The sequence below is a fragment of the Bacillus cihuensis genome, from assembly GCF_000504145.1.
Classification (GTDB): Bacteria; Bacillota; Bacilli; order Bacillales; family DSM-1321; genus Peribacillus; species Peribacillus huizhouensis.
In genome coordinates, this window is the sequence record NZ_KI632497.1 from 656,622 (window position 1) to 682,194 (window position 25,573).

Annotated in this window: 22 protein-coding genes; 9 read left to right on the forward strand and 13 right to left on the reverse strand. The window is 36.8% G+C overall.

All coding sequences use genetic code 11. The annotated features are described in order from the left end of the window. Window positions 1-3 precede the first annotated feature (3 nt). Together V179_RS32085 and V179_RS28465 are read right to left on the reverse strand one after the other, a co-directional pair. On the reverse strand, window positions 4-375 hold the full coding sequence (locus V179_RS32085; protein WP_152534794.1) for a penicillin-binding transpeptidase domain-containing protein: 372 nt from the start codon (window positions 373-375) through the stop codon (window positions 4-6). Further along, on the reverse strand, window positions 293-1,651 hold the full coding sequence (locus V179_RS28465) for a transglycosylase domain-containing protein (protein WP_051405073.1): 1,359 nt from the start codon (window positions 1,649-1,651) through the stop codon (window positions 293-295). Before V179_RS28465 ends, V179_RS32085 begins: the two co-directional genes overlap by 83 nt. Window positions 1,652-1,994: 343 nt before the next feature. On the opposite strand from V179_RS28465, the gene V179_RS0121335 reads away from it, so the two are divergent. Both V179_RS0121335 and V179_RS0121340 read left to right on the forward strand, forming a co-directional pair. After that, entirely contained in the window at window positions 1,995-3,107 is a 1,113-nt protein-coding gene (locus V179_RS0121335; protein WP_028393282.1) for a histidine kinase N-terminal domain-containing protein, read from the forward strand. A 696-nt stretch (window positions 3,108-3,803) separates the two neighbouring features. Further along, on the forward strand, window positions 3,804-5,138 hold the full coding sequence (locus V179_RS0121340) for a hemolysin family protein (protein ID WP_028393283.1): 1,335 nt from the start codon (window positions 3,804-3,806) through the stop codon (window positions 5,136-5,138). 308 nt (window positions 5,139-5,446) lie between these two features. Here V179_RS0121340 and V179_RS0121345 read toward each other — a convergent pair whose 3' ends face one another. Together V179_RS0121345 and V179_RS31135 are read right to left on the reverse strand one after the other, a co-directional pair. Beyond that, entirely contained in the window at window positions 5,447-6,061 is a 615-nt protein-coding gene (locus tag V179_RS0121345) for a DedA family protein (RefSeq protein WP_028393284.1), read from the reverse strand. A 246-nt stretch (window positions 6,062-6,307) separates the two neighbouring features. After that, window positions 6,308-6,472: an Lmo0850 family protein gene (locus V179_RS31135; RefSeq protein ID WP_154664023.1), complete on the reverse strand. Its 165-nt coding sequence runs from the start codon at window positions 6,470-6,472 to the stop codon at window positions 6,308-6,310. 747 nt (window positions 6,473-7,219) lie between these two features. Between V179_RS31135 and V179_RS28470 the strand changes: the two genes are divergently transcribed. Then, window positions 7,220-8,602 (forward strand): hemolysin family protein, encoded by a 1,383-nt coding sequence (locus V179_RS28470; RefSeq protein WP_034302147.1) that lies wholly within the window; start codon window positions 7,220-7,222, stop codon window positions 8,600-8,602. A gap of 123 nt (window positions 8,603-8,725) precedes the next feature. On the opposite strand, the gene V179_RS0121365 is transcribed toward V179_RS28470, so the two are convergent. The 4 genes from V179_RS0121365 to V179_RS0121380 all read right to left on the reverse strand — a co-directional run bounded on the left by V179_RS0121365 (window position 8,726) and on the right by V179_RS0121380 (window position 12,242). After that, window positions 8,726-9,715, reverse strand: coding sequence for a YeiH family protein (locus V179_RS0121365; RefSeq protein ID WP_028393285.1), 990 nt, complete (start codon window positions 9,713-9,715; stop codon window positions 8,726-8,728). Between the two features lie 270 nt (window positions 9,716-9,985). Further along, window positions 9,986-10,396: a GNAT family acetyltransferase gene (locus tag V179_RS0121370; protein WP_028393286.1), complete on the reverse strand. Its 411-nt coding sequence runs from the start codon at window positions 10,394-10,396 to the stop codon at window positions 9,986-9,988. 443 nt (window positions 10,397-10,839) lie between these two features. Then, window positions 10,840-11,499 carry a phosphate signaling complex protein PhoU gene (gene phoU, locus V179_RS0121375; protein ID WP_028393287.1) on the reverse strand — a complete coding sequence of 220 codons (660 nt, stop codon included), beginning with the start codon at window positions 11,497-11,499 and terminating at the stop codon, window positions 10,840-10,842. Between the two features lie 131 nt (window positions 11,500-11,630). After that, the gene (locus V179_RS0121380) at window positions 11,631-12,242 is read right to left on the reverse strand and encodes a Type 1 glutamine amidotransferase-like domain-containing protein (protein WP_028393288.1); all 612 of its coding nucleotides are present in this window, start codon (window positions 12,240-12,242) and stop codon (window positions 11,631-11,633) included. A 698-nt stretch (window positions 12,243-12,940) separates the two neighbouring features. Between V179_RS0121380 and V179_RS0121385 the strand changes: the two genes are divergently transcribed. Then, entirely contained in the window at window positions 12,941-14,401 is a 1,461-nt protein-coding gene (locus tag V179_RS0121385; protein ID WP_028393289.1) for a SulP family inorganic anion transporter, read from the forward strand. Window positions 14,402-14,535: 134 nt separating this feature from the next. Here the strand turns inward: V179_RS0121385 and V179_RS0121390 are convergent, their stop codons facing one another. After that, window positions 14,536-15,465 carry a manganese-dependent inorganic pyrophosphatase gene (locus V179_RS0121390; RefSeq protein WP_028393290.1) on the reverse strand — a complete coding sequence of 310 codons (930 nt, stop codon included), beginning with the start codon at window positions 15,463-15,465 and terminating at the stop codon, window positions 14,536-14,538. A 614-nt stretch (window positions 15,466-16,079) separates the two neighbouring features. Between V179_RS0121390 and V179_RS0121395 the strand changes: the two genes are divergently transcribed. The 4 genes from V179_RS0121395 to V179_RS0121410 all read left to right on the forward strand — a co-directional run bounded on the left by V179_RS0121395 (window position 16,080) and on the right by V179_RS0121410 (window position 21,063). Then, complete coding sequence (locus tag V179_RS0121395) at window positions 16,080-18,392, forward strand: ribonucleoside-diphosphate reductase subunit alpha (RefSeq protein ID WP_028393291.1); 2,313 nt, start codon at window positions 16,080-16,082, stop codon at window positions 18,390-18,392. A gap of 407 nt (window positions 18,393-18,799) precedes the next feature. Then, window positions 18,800-19,852: a ribonucleotide-diphosphate reductase subunit beta gene (locus tag V179_RS0121400; RefSeq protein WP_028393292.1), complete on the forward strand. Its 1,053-nt coding sequence runs from the start codon at window positions 18,800-18,802 to the stop codon at window positions 19,850-19,852. Continuing rightward, window positions 19,849-20,295, forward strand: a complete 447-nt coding sequence (locus V179_RS0121405) for a flavodoxin domain-containing protein (protein WP_028393293.1) — start codon at window positions 19,849-19,851, stop codon at window positions 20,293-20,295. The genes V179_RS0121400 and V179_RS0121405 overlap by 4 nt, the downstream gene beginning before the upstream one ends. Window positions 20,296-20,760: 465 nt before the next feature. Further along, a complete protein-coding gene (locus tag V179_RS0121410; RefSeq protein ID WP_028393294.1) occupies window positions 20,761-21,063 on the forward strand; it encodes a DUF3892 domain-containing protein in 303 nt (100 codons plus the stop codon). Window positions 21,064-21,124: 61 nt separating this feature from the next. Here V179_RS0121410 and V179_RS0121415 read toward each other — a convergent pair whose 3' ends face one another. Both V179_RS0121415 and V179_RS0121420 read right to left on the reverse strand, forming a co-directional pair. Beyond that, a complete protein-coding gene (locus V179_RS0121415) occupies window positions 21,125-21,322 on the reverse strand; it encodes a cold-shock protein (RefSeq protein ID WP_028393295.1) in 198 nt (65 codons plus the stop codon). Window positions 21,323-21,531: 209 nt separating this feature from the next. Beyond that, window positions 21,532-22,011 carry a hypothetical protein gene (locus V179_RS0121420; RefSeq protein ID WP_028393296.1) on the reverse strand — a complete coding sequence of 160 codons (480 nt, stop codon included), beginning with the start codon at window positions 22,009-22,011 and terminating at the stop codon, window positions 21,532-21,534. 576 nt (window positions 22,012-22,587) lie between these two features. Here V179_RS0121420 and spx point away from each other — a divergent pair. Further along, entirely contained in the window at window positions 22,588-22,983 is a 396-nt protein-coding gene (gene spx, locus V179_RS0121425; protein ID WP_028393297.1) for a transcriptional regulator Spx, read from the forward strand. A 223-nt stretch (window positions 22,984-23,206) separates the two neighbouring features. Here the strand turns inward: spx and V179_RS0121430 are convergent, their stop codons facing one another. Continuing rightward, the gene (locus tag V179_RS0121430) at window positions 23,207-24,628 is read right to left on the reverse strand and encodes a HAMP domain-containing sensor histidine kinase (protein WP_235179200.1); all 1,422 of its coding nucleotides are present in this window, start codon (window positions 24,626-24,628) and stop codon (window positions 23,207-23,209) included. Further along, the gene (locus V179_RS0121435) at window positions 24,618-25,310 is read right to left on the reverse strand and encodes a response regulator transcription factor (RefSeq protein ID WP_028393299.1); all 693 of its coding nucleotides are present in this window, start codon (window positions 25,308-25,310) and stop codon (window positions 24,618-24,620) included. Before V179_RS0121435 ends, V179_RS0121430 begins: the two co-directional genes overlap by 11 nt. Window positions 25,311-25,573: the final 263 nt, after the last annotated feature.

Below are 25,573 nucleotides of genomic sequence, written 5' to 3' on the forward strand. Positions count from 1 at the left end.
CGTTTAACCGGCAATTTCATAGCCGTCAACTGCGGCATTCTTTCCCGTGCCATATTCAACGACTCCTAAGAGCAATCGGTTCATTTGGTCTGCGACTTTTTTCTCGATAACTTTCGTACTTTTTTCATTCCATACCGCAACATCTTGACCTTGTGCATTCTCTATTTTCACGATAGTGTGAGATTCAAATCGTTTGCCTTTATTCGCAAAGGTAGAATAGGCTTCAGCCATATCCTGTGGCGATACTCCCCTTTCCATTCCACCAAGTGCTAGTGATAAATTCCGATCGTTTTCAGTTAACGGAATGGCAAATCGTTCTAATGCATGAATCGATTTTTCGATCCCAATCTCGCACAAGCCAGACGGTTGGAACATTCAATGACTTTATTAGTGCTTCGTATAGCGGAACTTCACCTAAATATTGACCATTTGCATTAGATGGTTCATATCCTCCAAAGCTCATTTTTTCATCAACTAATAAATCAGTTAACTGATATCCTTCCTCGAGAGCTGGTGTATACACAGCTAACGGCTTTATCGTAGATCCCGGTGATGCCTTTAATTGAGTCGCTCGATTGTAACCGAGGAATTGGTGCTTCCCTCTTCCTCCTATTAAAGCATTTATCCCGCCCGTCTTCGGATTGATCAACACCATACCACTTTGAACAAGAGCATCCGTCACTCCTTTTGGAAAGTTTCCATCATTTTCATATACTTCTTCAACTGCTTGCTGGATATGTTGGTCAAGTGTTGTGTATATTTTATAACCACCTCTCAGTAGTTCATCGATTTCCAAATTGTATTTTTGCGAAGCCTCTGTTAGCACCGCATCGACAAAATAAGGATATTTCCCTTTTACTTGATCTCCTTTTTGATTATGGGATAAAACAATTTCTTCACTTTTAGCTTGTTTTGCATGCTCTGCATCGATATATCCATTCGTTGCCATCCTCGACAGAACAAGATTTCTCCGTTTTAGTGCAGCATCATAGTGATTATATGGATCCAGCTTTGTCGGGATATTGATAACAGCTGCAAGCATAGCTCCTTCCGATAATGATAAGTCATTCACATCTTTACCAAAATAAATCTGAGCTGCTTTTTTAATCCCCCAGGCGCCATGACCAAAGTAAATTTGATTTAAGTACATTTCTAATATCTCATCTTTGGTGTATTCCTTCTCTACTTCTCTCGCTATAAAAAATTCCTCAAGCTTCCTTTTAAATGTACGATTCTGTTCTAGTAAAGCAATTTTTATTAATTGTTGAGTAATTGTACTTCCGCCTTCAACTACTTTGCCTGCTTTCATATTCACATACACGGCGCGAAAAATCGCTTGATAATCAATACCAGTATGCTTATAAAACCGATGATCCTCAATGGCGACTACAGCATTTTTTACATGTTCAGGAATATCGTCTATCGAAACTCCTTCTGTTTTATTAGCGGTTATTTTACTAGCAAGCTTTAACTCCACATCATAAATTTCTGTTGAACGCTTAAGCTCTGTTGTTAAAAGGCTAATATCAGGTTTGTAAAAAGTTAGCACACAAATAATGAAAAGCAGAACTGCGGAAAATAATATGAGACCGGTATGATAAAAAAAGAACAAATTGTTTTTATTGAGTATTTTAGTGAACAAATCTTTCATTTATTCCTCCTAACATAATGCCGCGTCCTTTAGTCTTTCGTCTGAGTGACGAATATCCTGCGGACCTCAACTAAACCTCTGAAGTTCACAGCGGTAAGTTTCACTGAATCTCACTAATCGGGATTTTACGAGCAGTTGTCCCCCACCTACGCTTTCTCGATACATCTAAGCCCTGTGGTAGGGTCGCACTGCTCATTAATGCGGGATAACCTTTAAAATCTCCTATCAATTTATATGAATAAAAGGTAATTTTTTAATTGACAATCAAGTAAAAAAAAGGATTTTTAAATCTATTGGCGAAATTTACATATATTATGTCGGATTTTTTTAATTGGAGGTTTAAATGTTATCAATTAAAGAATCAGCGATTGACTTTCTTATAACTAACAAAAACAAAATCATCAATGAATGGAATGAACAAATCCTTTCACCTGAAGATCCTTTTTCCGATAAAAATTCCTTACATTTTGAACATTTTATTGAGTTATTAATCCAAAGTTTTATGCACAAAGATGCTCATACAGATAAGATGATAAAACAACTTGCACACATCGTAGCAGCAGAACGAATACAGGCTAAAACACCATTTGTGGATTTTATTAATCATGTTTCAAGCGGACGCGCCATCCTTATTCATCATTTATTGCTCCAGAACATGTCTTCAGCAGAAAATCAATCTATCTTAAAATTAGTCAATTCTTGTATTGATCAGTTTTTATACGATTCGATTTCCTATTATACTGAATTAAACTCCGAATTAAATATGGGGCAATGTGAGACTCTTAGTCAAACTCATAAAGAAAGATTAACTCTTCTCGGCAAAATGACGTCCAGTTTTGTTCATGAATTTAGAAATCCGCTTACTTCTATCATGGGATTTATTCAGCTCCTTCAAGCTGAAACACCAGACATAAAATATTTGGACATTATTTCATCTGAACTTCAACAGCTAAATTCGAGGATCACTCAATTCTTAGATATTTCAAAAAAGGAAACAAACGAAGCAGAAAAACATATCTTCAATATTGGTCACTTAATTTATGACGTGATTGAATTCCTCTACCCAAGTATTCTAGAAGTAAATGCCAAGGTTACTACGAATCTTGCGGACAATATTTTTATTTCTGGTTCTAAAGAAGAATTTCGTCAAGTTCTTTTAAATATTATTTTAAATGCATTAGATGTATTATCCTTTGAGAATTCGAATCCTATCATTAATATTTCTACAACAGAAGAAATCTCGAAACAATTGACCATGAATATTTCCAATAACGGACAAAAAATTCAAGAGGATATAATTCGTGATATTTTCAAACCGTTCATTACAACCAAGGAACGTGGTACAGGTCTCGGATTATTTGTATGCAAAGAAATCATTGAAAAAAATCAAGGTTCTTTGTCATGCAGTTCGAATGATGAACTAACAACATTTACGATTAGAATTCCTTGTGTTTGACTAACAATTATTACCACATGATACCATTATATTTCCGAATATCTAATTGAGGAAGTTCCATAAAGATAAGACCCCATAACTACTAGTTACAGTTTATGTAAAATATTGGCACCAAATTAAAGTGAAACCTCAATCAGTGGGGTTTTTACTGCCCGATAATGCGGGATAAACTGTATGATCAGTGCTGGGGCATCTTTTTTTGGGATATCCTTTTTTTTATTCTGTCATCATACGACGACTGAAATCGTCCGTTTAATTTTGAGAATATCAATTTTTTTTATAAAATAAAGTTAGGTATCGTTAGAAATAGGTAATAGCTATATATAAAGTGAAACTTCAATCAGTAGGGTTTTCTTTATTCCCCACTGATTGTAAATCCCTTTCTACTGTCGCTAACATCACAGCGGTAAGTTTCACTTTATCTCACCAATCTGGCGTTAACTGGCAGTTATTCCCCTACTATGCTTCCTCGATTCTCTCCAAGCCTTGAGGTGCGGGTCTTACTGCCCGTTAATTTGGGATAAACAATATGGGTGGAATTATTTCCTAATTATTTATTTCCGCCAGAGATTTCTTTTTCATTTTTATATTATTTTTTGGGAGGTGACAGGTACGAAATAATTCGTACAATCTAGTAATACGTGAGTTTAAACAAGTTTTATTACATCTTTACGAATTCTTTTCGTTCCTTAACTTTTGGACATTGTAAAAATATTTTTTGTGATCATACTGATTATTTTAACCGCTTTTTTTGTGGCTTCAGAATTTTCTATTATCCGTGTTCGTGGTTCAAGAATTAATCAATTAATTGAGAATCAGCACCCAAAAGCACCAGCAGTCAAGCAGGTTATCTCTAATTTAGACGAATATTTATCCGCTACCCAACTGGGGATTACTATTACTGCCTTAGGTTTAGGCTGGCTTGGGGAGCCAACGATGCGGCATATTCTCAAACCTATCCTTGACGTACTCCATGTACAAGAGCAACTCGTTCATGTTCTAAACTTTCTTATCGCGTTTTCAATCGTCACTTTTCTAAACGTTGTCGTTGGAGAAATGGCACCGAAAACAATCGCTATCCAAAAAGCTGAACAGGTAAGTCTGTTCGTATCAAAACCACTCATTTGGTTTCATAAGATTGCGTTTCCGTTTATTTGGGTATTAAACCATTCAGCAAGTTTTATTACTAGCATTATCGGTATGAAGCCGGCCTCAGAAAGCGATGTTGCACACTCAGAAGAAGAGTTGAAATTATTATTATCCGATAGTTACAAAAGCGGAGAAATAAATCAGTCAGAATTTAAATACGTGAATAACATCTTTAATTTTGACAACCGAACTGCTAGAGAAGTCATGGTTCCTCGTACCGAGATTATCAGTTTTTCAAAAGATGATATGCTACAAGAATTTATTCAACATGCCAAAGACTTAAGATTCACCCGCTATCCAATTGTTGAAGAGGACAAGGATCATGTTGTTGGACTGGTGAACATAAAAGAAATTTTTTCTCATATTACTAAAAATAAAAACGTGAAAGGCGTCACTTTAGAATCATTTACACGTCCTATAATCCGGGTGATAGAAAATACCCGAATTCAAGATTTGCTCATAAAAATGCAAAAAGAACGGATTCAAATGGCAATACTGATGGATGAATACGGCGGTACGGCAGGATTGGTAACCGTTGAAGATATATTAGAAGAAATTGTCGGTGAAATCCGCGACGAATTCGATGTTGATGAAATCCCTCCTGTCCGCAAAATAACAGAAGACCATTTTATCGTTGACGGTAAAATCCTTCTTACTGAAATCAATGATAAACTTGGGATTAACTTAGAAGACGATGATATCGATACAATTGGCGGATGGATGCTAACTCAAAATTACGATATCCAAACAGGTGATGTAATCGAGGTAGAATCCTTTATCTTCAAAGTAAATAAAATGGAAGATCATATGATTCGCTATATTGAAATAAAAAGAGTCCCGATAGAAGTTCAAATGTCCAATGAAATATTAAAAACACCATAGCACTTGTACTGTTTAGGCTATCTCAAAGGATCTACTCTATCAGGGAATTAGACCCTTTGATTTAGCTTTATCCCGCTTTAACGGTCAGTTACAGTGACTTACCGATGCGTGTGGCAGAGGTTTAGTTGAGGCCCACAGGATGTGGGTCACTCAGACGTTGCCGCAGGACGCGGCGTACTTAGGCTGAGTTCGTTAAATCGGGTTCGTACTCTCGATTGATTGAAGCTGTCGCTGCGATCTTAGCGACAGTAGAACGGGACTAACAATCAGTGGGGGATGAAGAAAGCCTCCACTGATTGATGTTTCACTTATTTCCTTTTAGTTACAATGACGATTGGTGGTTCTTGTTTTCTTTTCCATATCGTATAAATTATGCCTCCGATTACCGCAACAATAATAATAGGGACAATGATCGGCTGAGCAATATGTTTAATCTGAGTCCAATTCTCACCTAACATATTACCTAGTAATAAAAACAGGACCGTCCATGGAATCATAGCAGCTATCGTATAGCCAGTAAATTTCACGAATGACATTTTAGCTATCCCTGCTGGAATCGAAATTGCGTGGCGAACAATTGGGATAAAGCGCGCAGTAAATACGACACCTACTCCATATTTCTCAAACCATTGTTCTGCAGCATCAATTTGTGTTTCTTTTATGAAAATATACTTCCCATATTTCAGTAAAAATGGCCGACCTCCAAAATAACCGGCCCAATACAAAAACAACTGTGCGAATGTCCCCCCAATGACACCAGCAAGCAGTGCACCCCAAAAATTAATTACACCAGTACCAATTAAATAACCCCCAAACCCTAGCACAAGCTCACTAGGAATAATCTCAATCATTAAGCCTAATGCAATGCCTACGTAACCCATTTCTTGAAAAAACGTTAATATATTCATAATAAAATTTGACATAATTAACTCCTAGTCTTCATTGTTTTATTCATAGTATATAAGCTTGGCTCTATTTTTATTCTAGGAACGCAACGAAAAAAGAGGCTTTCCCCAAAGGGTCCAGCCTCAAACTTTACCTCTGCTAAAAATCATCGATAAGTTTCACTGTATCTCACTAATCGGGGTTTTACTGTCCGGTATAGCGGGATAAACAAAATATAGTTGTTGTGGGTAATATCCTTTCTATGGGCGAGCTTAAGCCTCGGCTTATTTAATGATATCATTTGACTGTGAGGATTGATCTTTCTGGGTACTTAAATCTAACAAACTCGGATCTACTTCGTATAAATTCGAGAAAATATCATGACGAGATTTCGTTTTGGCAATTTTGATACCTTTACTTCTAAATTTCAAAATACAATGATTTACCATCTGAATTCACCTCACTTGGATTTTCCGTAATATGTTATATTGCAACTAATACCCAGTTCAAACCGATTATATTCATATCCATCTCATTATTTACTTGCAATCTCAATCACTGGCAAGCTGTTTATCGTTACATGAACAACAACGTAATATTTTCCCGCTTCTTCAAATGTCCAGATACGACTATGATCCCGCATAACTTTTGAGTAGTTTCCAATACCATACATATTGATGCCCTTATTACTACTTTTTTAATCAGGTCTTCTGACTCTTCATTTTGTATCATACTTTAAGCAATAGTTTCCATTTGTCATTGAATTATACACATGTTTAAAGTAATAAAATTCAGACTCTTTTATTCCCAATATATATGAAATCCCTTAAAAAGCGCTAATATTTGTTTATAAACAGTCATATAGCTGAAATAATGACGAAATTCGGTCCTTTTTACAGTTTGACGATTTGACTTTCCTTTTCTATAATGAACATATTTACTTAATTTTGAAGCAGGGGTGATATGATGGGGTATTAATTAATGGACGAATAAACAAGCAATTTTTCCTTGACCAATTTGCTGGTAGAAACATTTTTATCGGCAGACAGGTCGACGTGATTTCCCGTCCGTATGCCACTGGTCCCTGCGCTTAATTTGCACGGTGCAAAACAAATGAAGTTACTAAACAACTTATTCTTTACTATTTTAGGAGGTGGACTCCTTATTCGTCTTCATGACGAGTTAAGGGAGACTATTTGGACATAATAAACTTGGTTTTCATAGCCATTTTAATTGCTTTGACGGCATTTTTTGTAGCCTCGGAGTTTGCAATTGTGAAAGTGAGAAGTTCACGAATTGATCAGTTAGTTGATGAAGGACGAACCAATTCAGTTCCAGCTAAACATGTTATTTCCAACCTAGATGAATACCTTTCAACCTGTCAGCTAGGAATTACTGTCACTGCTCTCGGACTCGGGTGGCTTGGTGAACCGACGATTGTAGAGCTACTTAAACCTTTATTGACGCAATTTGACATTCCAACTTCTGTTTCACATTTCATATCGTTTGCCATTGCTTTCGCTTTTATTACCTTTATTCATGTGGTAGTTGGCGAATTGGCACCGAAAACTGTAGCCATTCAAAAAGCTGAGCAAATAACCTTACTAGTAGCCAGACCATTGATTTTATTTAATAAAATCATGTATCCATTTATTTGGATTTTAAATGGTTCAGCTAGATTGCTCGTAAAAATGTTTGGAGTCGAGCCTGTTTCAGAAAATGAATTGGCTCATACAGAAGAAGAACTTCGTATAATCGTGTCTGAAAGCTATAAAAATGGCGAAATTAACCAATCAGAGTTTAAATATGTGAATAAAATTTTTGAATTTGACGACCGGATCGCCAAAGAAATTATGGTACCTCGTACTGAGATTGTTACCTTATCGATTAATGATACGATAGAAGAATTTTTTAGCGTAATGTCAGAAGAGAAATATACCCGCTATCCTGTGATTGACGGCGATAAAGACCATGTTATTGGGATGGTTAATATTAAGGAACTTTTCACCGAAATGATTGCTAATAAAACACAGCCTACTCAAACGATAGAACGGTACATCCGTCCAATCATTCGAGTGATTGATACAATACCCATTCACGATTTACTAGTAAAGATGCAAAAAGAACGTGTTCATATGTCCATTTTAATGGATGAATACGGCGGAACCTCCGGATTAGTGACAGTTGAAGATATTCTAGAAGAAATTGTGGGCGATATTCGAGACGAGTTTGACCTTGACGAAATTCCTGAGATTCAGAAAATGAAGGAAGATCATTATATTCTTGATGGCAAAGTATTAATAAGTGAAGTGAATGATTTGATTGGACTTGAAATCATCGATGAAGATATGGATACAATCGGCGGCTGGATCTTATCAGAGAATTACGAGGCCAAACAAGGTGACATCATCGAACATGAAGAGTATTGCTTCAAAATAAAAGATATGGAAGACCATCACATCCGTTATATAGAAATCTACAAAACAGTAAAGGCAGCAAACGAAGTGAAAGAGTTTCCTCAACATGCCCAAGTGCATAAACAATCAAAGGCACAGCCTTCTACTGAAATCGTTTCATAATATAAAAATGAGGAAGGGATCAGATCCTTTCCTCATTTTTACTTTATATCCTCCATTTAATCGGACTAACAAGTAGAGATTTCCCCATTTGTTTGGCAATCTTAAATCAAGTTTCTTTTCTTTCTAGAGAATAAGCCATGCAATCAGAAGCGCAGCCGCTAGTATTTGGACGATGGTCAATAGACCAGTATAGATGGCAACCTTCCCACCTTGTTCAACTAAATCTCTCAGTTGAACTCTTAATCCGATTCCCGCAAGAGCGATTACTTCAAGAAAGGATCCAGTATTTTGTATTATTCCCTGCAAGAGAATCGGAAAAGCAAATATGCTATGTAATGCACATAGAAGCAAAAATCCTGAAATATACCAAGGGATTGGCAATTTTATTTTTTTACTCTTCCCAACAGGGGCTTTCTTGCTATATCTCATCAACCCGTAAATGACAACACTAAGCAATAAGATTCTTACCATTTTATAAACGGCAGCTTCTTCCTTTACAACTTCACTTACCATACTTCCACTTGCTACAACTTGTCCAACTGACTGAAGCACTCCTCCAATCATCGCTGACGAAGGCTGCATCTCATTTTTATATAATAGAGTTGTTATAAGAGGCAAAATAAACATAAGGACAGTGCCGGTTAAATTGACAACTGTTATGGCAAGTGATTTCTCCTTTTCCTCAGCTTGAATAGCAGGAGCCGTTGCTGCAATCGCTGAAGATCCACAAACAGCATTCCCGCTCGCCATTAATAGTCGAAAGTTTTCTGGTAGTGCTAACTTTTTTCCAATCCAAAGTGCAGCGAAAAGCGTTACAGCCATTTGTAACAGAATAAAAATCACTCCAGATAAACCAATCTCTACAATAGAATGAAAACTGATAGTACCGCCTAATAAAATAATTGCATAATATAGTAATTTAGATTCTGAATATTTCGTTCCTGCATTGAACCGCTTAATCTTGCCAGTACCAATATTACCGACAATAATCCCGGCAATAATCGCAAAAGTTCCTGCTCCAAATAAAGTGAACTTATTTGCGACTAAAATGGAAAAACAAGCGATTACGATACATAAAACTAAACCAGGTATAACTTCTTTCACTTTCGACATTCTTAAACCTCATTTCTAGGTGCGCTTAACAAAAGACTCATTTATTTTAATGCTTTATATGATTGCATTCAATCCCCAAATTATAAGCATTTTCTTTTCTACTTTGGAATATGATTTATTAATAAGTTAATTACGTATCATAAAATAGCTGTTTTTTTAGCACCAGACAATGAAAAAGAGAAACAAATAAAAGAGGGTGTCCCAAAAGTATCTGACACTTTTGTTTCGGGACAGCCCTCATCATTAGTATTTCTTTATGTGAATCATTCTTTACTTAATCCATTTTTCCATAAATACCAATTCATCTGTGTTATACCCAAGATTTTCATAGAAGCCAATGACTTTGGAGTTATCGTATTCAATCAAAAGATTGATCTTTTTACAACCGATTCTTTTTAACCTCTGTTCTAATTCCTCCATAATCAATTTACCTACTCGTTTTCCTTGATAATCAGGATGAACAGCTAAATGATTGATCCAGCCCCGGCGTCCATCATACGAGCCCATTACAGATCCAATAATTTTCTCGTTTTCTTCTGCAACTAAAAATAGCTCTGAATCCCTTCCTACTTTATGTACAATCCCTTTTAATGAGTCCGAAACTGATAATGTAATCCCTGCCTGTTCCCAAACATTTGCTACCTCTACATAGTCTCCTAATGTAAACTCGCGTATCTTCATTGTACATCCTCCGTTATGATTCAAAATTATTGTCTCATTCATCCATATGTATTATTTCATTCACATAATTCCACTTGTCATTCCTTTTCCATCCCAAGCGTATTCATATGCTTCTTGCTGTCAGGTATCTTGACATATATTTAGCTTTAGAAATTTGCTCAAAGTATTATTTGTACCGCGATCATGTTGAATTTAGATGAAATATGACAGATTTCAATATTTTTCTAGCCGAATCACTTTATTTCTCTGTTAGGAGCAAGATTCTTGCTTGCCTCTTATTGGAAAATATCAGCAACCATTCATCCACTAATTTTCACATTATAATTTTATCATTTTCGCATTATTATGAAAACATTATTTGTGAGATATCAAAAAAAGACGTGTGCCATTTCACACGCCTTACAATGTTCCCTCTATAAATTTCTCGGAATTATTATACAGACTTAACTGTTTAAATCGTACAATTGTCCTTTTACCATGAAAACAATATTTTCGGAAATATTGGTTACGTGGTCACCAACTCTTTCTAGATCGCGACAAACGAATGATAATTGTGTAACTTGGGACGTTAGTTCAGGGTTTTGCGCGATATATTCTAGCAATTCCTGGATCAGTCGACCATACATTTCATCAATTTCATTATCGAGCTCTGCCGTTTCTCTTGCCTTCTCTTCATCTTGTACATCGTAGGCGAGCATAACTTGATTTAACATTGTAGCTGCTTTCTCAGCCATTAAAGGAATGTCATATAACGGTTTAAATAATTCCTTTTCGCCAATGCGAATAGTAGATTTTGCAACATTTACAGCTAAATCACCTATTCTTTCTAAATCTGTAGAAATCTTAATGCTTGAAATAATTCTCCTTAAATCTGATGCAACAGGCTGTTGCTTAGCAATCAACCAAATAACTTTCTCGTTTATTTCCTGATTAATTCGATTAATTTTATAATCATTGTCAATAACTTTTAGCGCTCGATTAATATCCTGTGCGACTAAAGCCTCTATGGATTCATGCAAAGCATTTGCTGCTCTTGTACCCATTTCAAGCACCAAATTTTTAAGTGAAAAAAGCTCTTCTTCAAACCCTTGACGCACATTCATTATTTATCCTCCTTTAAAACCAATATAGAAAGCACTTTACTTCTATTAATAAAGCATATAATAGAAAGATCATTATTTTCAACTAATTTACATAACATTTACATTCCATAAAAGTTTATTCATGATCCACATTAAAGAACAATGGCACCGTCATCTCTTAAACGATTAACAGAGCAACGATGCGCCCGTTCAAACTCCAACAAACGTTCTTCAATTTTTCTTCCTTGTTTATCTGGATACAATCTTTCATCACCATAATGTGGAAATACACGCACATCCGTTATTCCTAACCCTGTTAATTCTTCTAATCCTTCTATTGCTTCTTCTGGAAAGAAATGTTCTACCAGTTTAATATCAGGGCCAAGAACAATCGAACCAGTGCTCACCCCGACAAGAAGTCCACCATTTTCAGCAAACTCTCGAATAATCTTATCAGCCCCGCTCTCCTTGAGATGATACAGTAAATTAAATGGATTACCTCCATTCAAAAATATAACATCTGATTGGCGAAGTATCTCAGGTTCTTCAAACTCAATATCTACAATACGAACATTCTTCATTCCCATTTCGTGAAAATCTCGCAATGTCTTTAAAACAAACTCGTTATTCCACTTCTCTGTATTTGAAGCAGTCGTTATTATGGAAATTCTCGCATCTTCAGGATTGATTTTAATGCAATGCAAAAAACGACTTCTAATTGCATCTGTATAAAAGCCAGCTGATGTTAATAAAATTTTCCCCATCGACTCTCTCCCCCTCGATTTCTATACTTTATCAGTTCAGCAGTGATCGGGAAAACTCCTGCTGAATTTCATAAGATATTCTTACATTGTCCTCTATGATGTATTGCTGAAATTCCATTCCATGTTTGTATCAGTTTGATTGAAAATCATCCCACATGATTAACAACAAGAATCAACAATATCATTTGCCAGGGGCACTTAGCAAAAATTAAGCTACGTAATGTAAGTGGTTGTATAACATTACTATTAAGATAAGAGTCGACTTTTCTAAGAAACAACAATTGAGTTTTTACTTTAGAAGATTATACTTTGACTTTTTTTGAAACAACTAGCAATTCACTATAAAGTTCAACTAAACTCCTGCTCAAGCATTGGTAGCTTTTACTGTATCTCACCAACCGGTATTTCACTTCAAAAAGCGAGGCGACTGCCCAGCCCTGACAAGCATAATGGTGTACTCTGCCACAGAGAAACAGCTTATAACCTCAGACGTGCTAATAGCCAGCAGTTATCCCCCACCTACGCTTCTTCGCCTCCCTAAGACATGAGGTGAAGGTTTTACCCCGTTAACGCGGGATAAAAGGATATGAAGTGACATGAACTCTATTCATTAACATAGTCACATGTTATAATCAATTTTATTGTAATCCACATGTTTACTATTTAATCAAGTTATTTTTTATATAAGGAGTGTTTATTTGAATACCGCTAGATTAAAACAAGAATGGTTTGGCAATACACGCGGAGATATTCTTTCGGGCATTGTTGTTGCTTTGGCCTTAATTCCCGAAGCGATTGCATTTTCAATCATTGCAGGAGTAGATCCAATGGTTGGCTTGTATGCCTCGTTTTGTATTGCAATTGTTATTGCCTTTGTGGGCGGCCGCCCCGGGATGATTTCAGCCGCGACTGGGGCAATGGCACTGGTCATGGTTGATTTGGTTAAAGATCACGGCCTGCAGTTTTTATTAGCTGCGACTATTTTGACTGGGATCATCCAGATTTTCCTTGGTGTATTTAAAATTGGAAAACTGATGAAATTTATTCCAAGACCAGTTATGGTTGGCTTCGTCAATTCACTGGCAATCTTAATTTTTTCTGCTCAATTGACTCACTTTGTCGGTGAATCATGGGTGATGTACGTGATGACTGCTTTCGCACTTGCGATTATCTATTTATTTCCTTATGTAACTAGAGTCATACCCTCACCACTTATCGCTATTATTGTCATAACTATCATTGCTGTTATGACAGGAGCTACTGTTCGGACTGTCGGAGATATGGGGGTACTTACGCAAGCTTTACCAACGTTTTTCCTTCCTGACGTTCCTTTTACGATGGATACGTTCATGATTATTTTTCCTTATTCACTTGCATTAGCATTTGTAGGACTATTAGAGAGTTTATTGACTGCTCAAATTGTAGATGATTTAACGGACACGGAAAGTAATAAGAACACAGAAGCACGAGGTCAAGGAATCGCGAATATCGTTAGTGGGTTCTTCGGTGGTATGGCTGGTTGCGCCATGATTGGACAATCTGGCATTAATATTAAATCTGGCGGTCGCGGCAGACTCTCTACCTTTGTTGCTGGGGTTTTCTTGTTAACCTTAATTGTTCTTTTAAATGATGTTCTTGTGAAAATTCCAATGGCTGCCCTGGTTGGCGTAATGATCATGGTTTCGATCGCGACATTTGATTGGTCATCACTAACAAAGCTACATCTTGCACCTATCACGGACACATTGGTCATGCTGGTGACAGTAATCGTTGTTCTTTACACAAATGATCTTTCCAAGGGCGTATTTGCTGGTGTAATCTTAAGCATGATTTTCTTTTCAGCAAAAGCTTCTAAAGTGCAAGTTGAAAAGATAGCCGGTGAAAACAGCAAAGAAACCTTATACCACGTAAGTGGCCCTTTATTCTTTGCTTCCGTACAAGATTTTGTGAAACAATTTGACCTAAAAGAAGCAACCAATCATGTTGTAATTGATTTTAGCCGCTCGAAAGTATGGGACGATTCTGCAGTAGGAGCGGTGGATAAGATCATTTTGAAATACCGAGCACATGGTAAAACGGTCCAACTTAAAGGTCTTGATACAGAAAGCTCACAACTGCTAAAGAAACTAGCTGCAGATAAAGTTGAGACAGTACATTAATCCAAACAAAGAGGCTGCCTGAAAGGTTCAGACTCACACTCTATACACCGTTTATTGTGTCATGTACACGTTATATAAACGATATATAGGCGATGTGAGGTCCTGATCCTTTAGGGCAGCCTCTCTTTTATTGATTAATTCGTGAAAATGTTTGTTAACACAGGCACGATTTGTTTCTTACGTGATACAACACCTTCAAGTACAGCAATTTTATTATTCAATGTGACATTATACGCACGTTCCACAGCTTGAGCTTGTGCACCTAGTGCAAGTCCGACAGAATCGTTTGTCAAAATATCAGTTACGACAAATAGAAACAAGTCTAATCCTTTGTCTGCGATGACAGCCTCAATTGCCGTTTCCAATTCTGCTTGGCGTACTAACACTTCATTCACATCGACTGCGTTTACTTGGGCGATTTCAACCTTAGCATCTCCCATTGTGAATTCTTTAGCATCAAGCGAGATGAGTTGAGAAATTGTTTTATCACTAAGATCTGCTCCTGCTTTAAGCATTTCAAGACCATATGTTTCCGCATTAACTCCAGCAATTTCTGCTAATTCCATGGCAGCCGCAACATCTTGTTCTGTGCATGTTGGTGATTTAAATAATAATGAATCAGAAATAATCGCAGAAAGCATCAGCCCTGCAACTGCTTTTGGAACTTCAAGATTGTTTTCTTTATAAATTTTATTTAGAATCGTAGCTGTGCAACCAACTGGTTCAGCACGATAGTACAACGGATCACTCGTTTCGAAATTAGCAATTCGATGATGATCAATTACTTCAATAACTCGAACTTGATCAATGTCATCTACACTTTGTTGACGTTCATTATGGTCTACTAATATCACATCAGAAGCTTCTCCTTTTGCTGCTACAATTAAGCGAGGTGCTTCGAATTTAAATGTATCAAGTGCATATTGCGTTTCACCGTTTACTTCGCCTAGTCGAACGGCTTCAGCATTCATACCTAATTGTTTTTTTAGATCAGCATAGGCAATTGCTGAACAAATTGTATCAGTATCTGGATTTTTGTGTCCGAAAACAAGTACTTTTTCCACGTTATTGCTCCTTTAAATTAAAATTATTTCAGTTCTTTTATTTTAGCATAAAGTCTTGTGCAAAACACATTTCAAAATTGCAAGTTTTTTTAATTTCGCCTGCCTAATTTATTGAAAACATTTGTTGTGCTGTACATTCCGCTATTTCATATAAATTTATTTTTTTAAGCCTAACATCATCCTTGCTCATTCTATCAACCATTTGATAGAATAAGCCATTCAAGCACTTATTCAACAATTATTTTAGCAAGAATTATACTTTTTATAAAAATCAAGATTTGATTTATTTTTATTTATCCATTACGATATTAAATAGCGAATCACAATATATAGATATTGAAAACCTAAGAAATATCTATATATAGATGTCAAGCTTTTGATGCTAAAATCCAGTTACCCAGAACCGGACAGTACATTCGACAGAACCTTACAAATTCACCTAACTAGATATAGTGACTCTCTAACTTATGTGAGTAAATGAAAAGATCGTCTGCAAACTAACTTTTTTTTATTTTGCGAGATTTTTTGATTCACTCACCATGTGAGAAATTACGAATCGGCTTTTTACAAATAACGCTACGATTTTTTGATGTATTTAAGGAGGAGCACTTTCTATGAACCTACCAATTAATAATTCTTTTGCCTTTCCTGATGTGGAAAATTTAACAGAAGATGAAAGTTCACTACAGTTGAACCACCTGTCTAAAGAATTTGAAGGCAAGCTGGACATGGACAAATATAAGAAACGCTTTATGAAGTGGCTTGATCGCCAAGATGGGCCTACAGAAGAGCAAACTTCAAAAAAACTCATCCAAATGGCACTTGAGAGTGTCGACATTGACTCTCCAGACTGGACGTTCGTCGCAGCAGCTGAGTTACTGAACGCCATGTATCGTGAAGCACAGGCTAATCGAGGCTATAAAGGAATGAAATACGGCTCACTTTACGAATTGATTCACTTAATGTCAAGTGTCCAAGACGGGCAACGCTACCCAGTTTATAAAGCTGAATTGCTTGACGCTTATTCAAAAGAAGAAATTGACGAATTAGGCTCAACCATTGATCCTGAAAAAGACAAGCTCTTCTCTTATATCGGTCTCTATTTGTTAAACGATCGATATCTTGCACGCCCAACGAACAACGCTGTCTATGAGTTGCCCCAAGAACGGTTTATGATTATTGCAATGGAAATTATGCGTCTTGAACCGAAAGAATATCGACTGCAATTTGTCAAAGAAGCATACTGGGCGATGTCAAACCTCTATATGACCGTTGCAACACCGACTCTTTCGAACGCGGGGAAAACACACGGACAGTTAAGCTCTTGCTTTATCGACGCAATTGAAGACTCTATTGACGGTATTTATCTATCAAACTATGATGCTGCAAAAGTATCAAAATTTGGCGGCGGAGTTGGACTTTATGTCGGTAAAATCCGTTCACTCGGTTCAGACATTCGTGGTTTCTCAGGAAACAGTTCAGGAACGACTCCTTGGATTCGTCTGTTTAACCAAACAGCAGTAAGCGTTGATCAACTCGGACAGAGAAAAGGTGCAATTGCGATCTATCTTGATGCATGGCATAAAGATATTATGAGTTTCCTAGATTTAAAAACACAAAATGGCGATGATCGTCTGAAAGCGCATGATATTTTTACTGGCATTTGCATTCCAGATCTTTTTATGGAAGCTGTAGAAAATCGCGATGAATGGTATTTGTTTGATCCACATACGGTTAAACAAACACTTGGCTTCTCTCTTGAAGATTTTTATGATGAGAAAAAAGGCGAAGGTAGCTTCCGTGATCATTACGCACTTGCTGTAAAAGCAGCCAAAAACGGTGTACTTCCAAACTATGCTTTTGAGAAAATCAACGCAATTGAAATTATGAAAAGTATCATGATTTCTCAGTTAGAAGAAGGCGTTCCTTACATGTTTTATCGGGATGAAGTGAACCGAAAAAACCCAAATAAACATAAAGGTATGATTTATTGTTCGAACCTTTGTACAGAAATCGCGCAAAACTTAAGCCCTTCTTCAATTACTGAAGAATACGAGACAGAAGATGGCGATGTTGTCATGATTCGTAAGAGCGGTGATTTCGTTGTATGTAACCTCTCTTCTATCAATCTGCCACGCGCTGTTTTAGATGATGTTCTAGACCGACTTATCCCAATTCAAGTACGAATGCTTGATAATGTAATCGACGTAAATAATCTTCCTGTCAAACAAGCAGAAATCTCAAACAAACGGTACCGCGCGATTGGTCTAGGTACATTTGGCTGGCATCACCTGCTTGCAGAGAAAAATATTTACTGGGAGTCAGACGAAGCTGTTAAGTTTGCTGACACACTTTATGAGAAAATTGCTTTTCTTACAATTAAAGCATCAAATGAGCTAGCAAAAGAAAAAGGTAGCTATCCATATTACGAAGGTTCTGACTGGAATACTGGGAACTACTTCGAACTTAGAAACTACCAAGATGAATCATGGACAGCTTTAAAAGAACAAGTACAAAAGCACGGCATCCGAAATGGATACTTGATGGCAATTGCCCCGAATTCCTCGACGGCGAAAATCGGGAATTCAACAGATGGGATTGACCCGCTTTATGAAATTGAATTTTACGAAGAAAAGAAAAACTTTAAGTTCAAGGTAACGGCTCCAGGATTAACGCCATCAACCTATGAATACTATAAAAAAACTCGATTCCACTTATCGCAAAAAGAAAGCATCCGTCATAACGCAGCTCGTCAGCGTCATATCGATCAGGCGATCAGCTTTAACCTTTACGTCCATAACACGATTAAAGCAAAAGATTTACTTGATATACACATGAGCGCATGGAGCAGTGGAATGAAGTCAACTTACTATGTTCGTTCCACTTCTTCTGAATATGATAATGCTTGCGAAAGCTGTTCAAGTTAAGTTAAAAGCGTATGCCTGCTGATTGTCTCAAGGAACATTTATTAGCTATTTGAGTTTTATCGGCAGCAACATATTAGTACACATTCGAGGCTGTCCCATAACGAAAGGGTCAGATCTCACCCTCTATATATCGTTTATATGACTTGTAAAAGACACATTAAATGGTGTATAGAGAGTGAGGTCAAGACCCTTTTGGGACAACCTTTTTATACGAGCTTAATACGAACTTATATTCCCTATCAATGAGTGTTCAATAAGAAAGATCCATGCCAATAAATTCAAGGAGCAATCATCTACAAAGTCTAGCATTAAACATTCGTCAACTTGTATTTCGATGCAGTCTTTTTCTTTTACTAAGAATTTTTATTGGGATTTTGAACACCCTCTAATAACAAAGGAGCGATTACATGACATACCACATTAATAAGATCCGATTGTTAGAACCTACATATCCTACAAAGGCTACTGGTGTATTCAAAGGGGAAGGTTCAGGTTTCCTCCTGTGGAATGATATTCAGTACGAGAAATTTTATGATATATATACACAATTAATCAACAACTTCTGGAAGCCATCAAGTGTAAGTATGATTCAAGACAAGAAGCAATGGGGCGAGCTAGACGAAGATATTCAAGATGCATTTCTGGATATTATCACGATGATAGCAGGTCTAGATAGTTTACAAACACCGACATTGATCGAATTTTTACGATATGTTAAGGATCCTGCGGTAAAAGCAATCCTGGCAAACATGGCGCAACAAGAGTCCATTCATAACGAATCATATTCTTACATTCTTGCTTCATTAGTCCCTCTTGATAAGCAGAAGCAATTGTTTGATCGAATTAAACAACATCCGCAGGTTATAAAACGAAATAAACCAATTGTAGATGCTTATCAGAAGTTCGTTGATGAACCTAGCCCACAACATTTATTCGAAGCTTTAGTTCATTCTACGAATCTTGAAGGCATTTATTTCTATCTTGCATTTGCTTTCTATTACAACTTAGGCCGCCAAAACTTAATGACTGGTTCTGCGACGATGATTTCCTATATTCATCGTGATGAGATGGTTCATTTTGACTTTGTCGGAATGCTGATACAAATTTTAATGTATGAATATCCAGAGCTGAACAATGAAAGCAACACGAAATTTATTTATGAAACTTTGGAAAAAGCTGTTGATCTAGAAAAAGAGTGGTCTGAATACATGCTTGAAGACATTCAAGGAAAAGCAGATCTTGATTTAGAAGAGTTTTACGAATACATTGAGTATATTGCTAATAAACGATTGCGCATGCTTGGATTGGATAATCTCTACAAAGAATATCCAGAAAATCCAATGCCTTGGATTAAGACTTTTGATGATGAATCAATTAGATTGACCAAGACAGACTTCTTTGAACAAAAATCTAGAACGTATAGCCAGGTCAATGCAAGTAATGGCTTCGATGAACTATGAAAACAGCAATTGTGTACCATTCTGCGGGCGGAAATACAAAAGCTCTCGCAGAAGCCATTTATTCCTTTTTGCCAGAAGCGAAGCTATTCAGAGTAAAGGATTTTGACCTTAGCACAATTTCTCAATATGAAGGTTTATTGGTTGGTACCTATACTTGGGGCGATGGCGATTTACCTGCAAAAATCAGCCCATTGTATGAGGAATTAGAAATTGCTCAAGTATCGCAATTAGTCACAGGGGTATTTGGCACAGGTGAAACAAACTACAATCATTTTTGCGGAGCTGTAAACCGTTTCCGTGACATGCTCTTCGCTAACACACAATTAGCCGTTACCTTGAAGATTGAGCAGATGTATCAAGAATCTGATCTATCGCGAATAAAAAAATTCACGGAAATTTACAAAGAGAAATTAAGAGTTCAACAAAATAAGCTTGTAAAATAAAGTTTTTTCGATAGAGTCAAATCACGCATTCTAACCACAATTGATAGGCTACTTCCGCTTAAAATAGCCTATCAATTGTAGTTGCAGGGTTTGACTCTTTCGTTATGGGAAGCCCCCTAAACCCGCGTAAACTATCAGCCAGTTTCATTGCGCCTCACCAATCGGGCTTATACTTCAAAATATGAGGCGACTGATGTAGGATCGTCTCCGTTGCTCATGTCCCGTGAGCAACAGAAACGCCATCAAAACCTGTGATAGTCCGTGCATAAGCTTGTAATACTATATCCTCTGTCGTTCTAGTGGCCGCAACTAGAATAGAAATAGACAGTTGCTATTCCTCCCAACCTGGATGCTGGGAGTCATACTAGCCGTTATTGCGGGATATACAAATGCGAATTTGCTATATTCCTATGTATACATTTTTTGTCTTTGTTTATTCTATGTGTATAGGAGGTGGCTTTCAAAATGGATCGTTTTGAAGATGCATACAATCAATATAGGCAGCAAGAAACTACAGATAATCTGATAAATGTAGAGGTTGATGATGGCAAGGAGTTTATTGAAGCCGTTCGGAAAAACGATGATGGTAATATCATAGCTGTCAAAACAAATACTGGCAGAGAGTTAGATTACCCTACCGCTCTATCTGAAGCAAAGAATGGAAAACTTGCTCATGTAGATGTATTTCATAAATATGGACGAGATATCTTACGAAGTGAACCGGACGGGATAAAAGAAAATAACTTGGATGAGCTGCCACATTTTTAACAAGTTCTTCAAACACGAAAAAGGCTCCAAACCGGAGCCTCTTTCTTAGAGAATTCAAAAATTATTTTTGAACGTTAGCAGCTTGTGGTCCACGAGCGCCTTGTTCGATTTCGAAAGAAACTTCTTGACCTTCTTCAAGAGTTTTGAAGCCTTCTCCTTGGATAGCTGAGAAGTGTACGAATACGTCGTCTTGACCTTCAACTTCGATGAAACCGAAACCTTTTTCTGCGTTAAACCATTTTACTTTACCTTGTACCATGTATAGTGCCTCCTGTTTGGAAAAAATCCTTTTATTACTATTCTTGATCTAGGATAATGTCTTCAAGAGGAAACCATATAGGTACTTCCTTCTATGAATCTTATTCCGAACAAAAATAATTGATTATAGTATACCATGTATTTCTTTTAAAAAACAAGGCTATTGCCAAAAAAACTATCGACAATTTCTCCTATTTTTCTACATCTAACTTACTTCTTTTTCCTGAAGCGTTCTTCCATTAAATAACGCTCTGCCTCAATCGGAGATTCAAAGCATTCCTCGATATTAGTTCCAGAATAAATATTCCATAACAAGTCCTCATGAACTAAAGTAAGCTCGTGTTTGTCACGACCAATCCAGGTACCTTCAAGGTGGGCAAATTCCTCTTCTGCTTCTTCCACTTCAGCAAACGGTTCTGATAAGTAATGAAGGCTTGATGCAATAATTTTCTTCAACTCGTCCTCAGAAAAATCTCTAATGTTCACGAACCCTTTCGGCCCTCTCTCTTTCCTAGGCAAATGTCCTGCAAACACAAATCCATTTCCATTCGGATGTAAGTGCTGCACTACAATTTTTTTCTCATGCAAGCTTTCTTCATAATGAAAATTCACTCGTCCAAGCGAAACATTTTTTCTTGTTAATTCTGGAAATGCTTCAATAATCTTTAATTTTTCTTCAAAGGTTAACAAAATCGTTCCTCATTTCATTCATTCAATAGTGTTCGTCGATTATACCATAAATGAAGATGAAAGAATAATTTTCTATAAAGTGAAACTTCAATCAATAAGGGTTTTCTTCATCACCCACTGATTGTTAGACCCGTTCTACTGCCGACTGGTGTAGGATCGTCTCGTAAGCTCGCTCACATCCTCTGACAGTCCGAGCCAAGCATATGCCACAGAGTATTAATGCTTATGCTCCTCTGACAGACTAGGAGTCACAGCTAGATTAGATTGTTTTCTCTCCCTTCTATTTCTTCACAATTTTAAGGCGGGGATTATACAAGCTATTAAAACAGGAGAAAAGTAGCAAAAATAATTTTTCTAAAAAATATAGAAGTCTGACATGTAGCTGACACAAACAAACGGTAAAGTAAGAGTATCAAGAAAAGCAAATCAATGTTCTCACCGTAGAACTTAGTGAAAAAGGTAACGTACTTTTCCGATGAGAGTTTCGTAATTTAACAGTTACTTCATCATTAAACAAACAACAACTATACATTGAATAATTAAAACTATTAAATTTTCTAGAAGGAGTCGATTGAATTGGTTACTATTTATACTACTCCAAGCAGCTTAGCATGCAGAAAAGCAAAATCATGGTTAAACAAACACGATATTACCTATACAGAACGCAATTTGTATGCACAACCATTAAGCGTTGAAGAAATTAAGGAAATCCTTCGTAAAACTGAAGGTGGCACAGATGAAATAATCTCAACACGCTCAAAAAAATTCAAAAATTTAAATATTGATATTAATACAACACCATTAAATGAACTTTGCAAGATCATTCAAAAGAACCCAGATTTACTTCGCCGACCTATTATCTTTGATGAAAAGAATTTACATGCCGGCTATAATGAAGAAGAAATGGGACGTTTCCTGCCTCGCCAAGTTCGCCATATTCAATTATGGAGAGCAATTAGTTTGATCAATTAATCCTAACTTTTTATTAAAGAGGCTGTCTTAGTAGACAGCCTCTTTTCATGTTTAAAACATTTTCAATTGTTTCGTTTTCGAAATCTTATCCGTAAAGATGGCATTTGGGATGTCCTAGACCGCAAACACTCTTTACAACCGTTTATTATGCTATTAAAACGTTATAAAGTAGATTGAGATCTGACCCTTTGGTTATGAGACAAGTCTCAACCTTTTCTAAATCTTATGTCTCCGCTTTTCTAAGATGAATCGTAAAGGTCGTACCGTTTTCATCGCTCTCTTTTAGTGTAATATCTCCTTTTTGCGCTTTGGATAGCATTTTACTGAATGGTAGACCTAACCCTAATCCCCTTACTTTGAGCTTCTTCTTCTCACCTCTGTAAAAAGGCTCAAAGACATAATTTATCTCGTGTATTGGGATACCTCGTCCATTATCTTTCACATCAATTCGAATTTCATTTTCCTCTTCATACAAGCAAACGTCTATTTTCCCATTTTCTACTAACGCTTGTTTTGCATTATTCAACAGATTGATAATAATTTGTTGGAGCCTGAAGGAATCAACATTGCCAATTACAGCTTGATCAGGCACTTGAACGCGTAGATCAAAGTCTTGTTCCTCTTGTGTCATTTTCCAGCGATACGCCATTTCTCGAAGAAATTCCTTAATATCGGTATTTGCCATGAGCATAGTAAATGATCCAGCTGAAAGCGAATTATAATCGAGTAAATCTTCAATCATTCTTTGCAATCGATGGGTCTCTTTAAGCGATATATCCAAAAATTCCTTACTTTCTTCCCCCGTCACAACATCATCCTTGACTGCCTGAATTAAGCCACTAATAGATGTGACTGGCGTTTTTAAATCATGTGTAACCCCTGCAAGTAATTCGGCTCGTAATTTCTCCATTTGAATTAACCGATTTGTCATTTCTTTGAATGATTCGACCAACTCATAAATTTCCTCTTCTCGTATCTCTTCTTCTTTTAGTTGGATATCATAATTCCCTTCACGAATTTGCGCCGCAGCATTCGCTACATGTTGAATCGGTATCGAGATTTTTCGAGAAAGGGCATAGATAACACCCCAACCAAGAATCAACAGACCACACATCATTACAGCAAGTAGACCATGATCGGTGTTAATTTCATTTAAAGATGCTTCTTCCTGGGCGATAATCACCCATCCTTTTATCTCATCATGATCTATGATTGGAGACTTCACGATATATACTTCGTTTTCTTTTTCAAATTTTACATTCTGAACCGTTTGTTTATGAGTCATTATAGCAGCTGGAAGTTTACTTGAACTGCTATCAATATAAATTTGAGGTATGGTAGAAATAATTTCCCCATCTGGCTCTACAATGTAAATAATCGGTGTTTTATTTAGATTAATCATTTTTTCCCGTTCTTCAATCGCTTTCGCCAGAACCGGCCCAACAACGATTTGTCCGTTTCCTTTTATTGCACGGTCTGCTGTTTCTTCAGCTAAGTACTTCAACAAATTGAGCCTATATTCTAAAGCAGTCTTTTCCATCCACCAAAACGAAACAGCTGATAATATAAGCAAACCCGTTGTCAGTGTTATTAAGTATCTTGTTGTCCAATAGCGTATAAGTGTCGTTCTTTTCTTAATTTTCATAGACAAGGAGCTGATACCCCATTCCGCGTAATGTTTTTATTTCCCCTTCTGTATCGGGCCAGTTTTCAAGTGATTTCCTTATTCGCTTAATTGCAAGATCAACAGCTCGATCACTACCGTCGTAATCCATCCCCCAAACCTGATCGAGTAATTGCTCTCTCGTAAAAATGTGGTTAGGATGTTTCACCAAGAACATGAATAATGATAGATCACGCGGGGTGAAAGGTATCTCTTCTTCATTTAAATGAACCTGGTAGGAATTAAAATCAATCTTCAAGCTTCCTATTTGTTTAAAATTTGCAGTTTCCTCATCAACAAAAGCGGGGGATCTTCTAAGTACTGCCTGTACTCTTGCAACAACCTCATCAGCTACAAAGGGCTTTGTTATATAATCATCTGCACCAGATTTAAATCCAGACAAGCGATAATCCACATCTCCAAGTGCTGTCAACATGATAACCGGACAAGAGCTACTCTCACGGATATTATCCAATATTGTCCACCCATCCATTCCAGGTAACATGACATCTAGGAGTACAAGATCAGGTTCATGCTCCTTATATGCCGTTAAAGCATGCGAGCCATCGTATATTTGAATGACTTCATATCCTGCTCGCTGCATATATGCTTTCAACACCATTGAAATGGCGATTTCATCTTCTACAATTAATATCTTTTTCATTACCTTCTTCACTTCCTTGAATAAAAGTATAGTGAATTTATCACCGAAGTGCTAGTCGTTGGTCACAAGTCCTAAGACTATAGCAAAATCCATCAGAAAACTTCGCTCTGATGGATCATTTTAAGACAGTATATAGGACAAATGTGTCAGTATGATGTTAAAATCAAAACCTTTTATACAACATCAGATAAAAAAGAAAAAAGCTAGCAAGAGATAGGACTTCCCTGTTACCGCAACACTAAAGTGTTGTCCCATACATTACG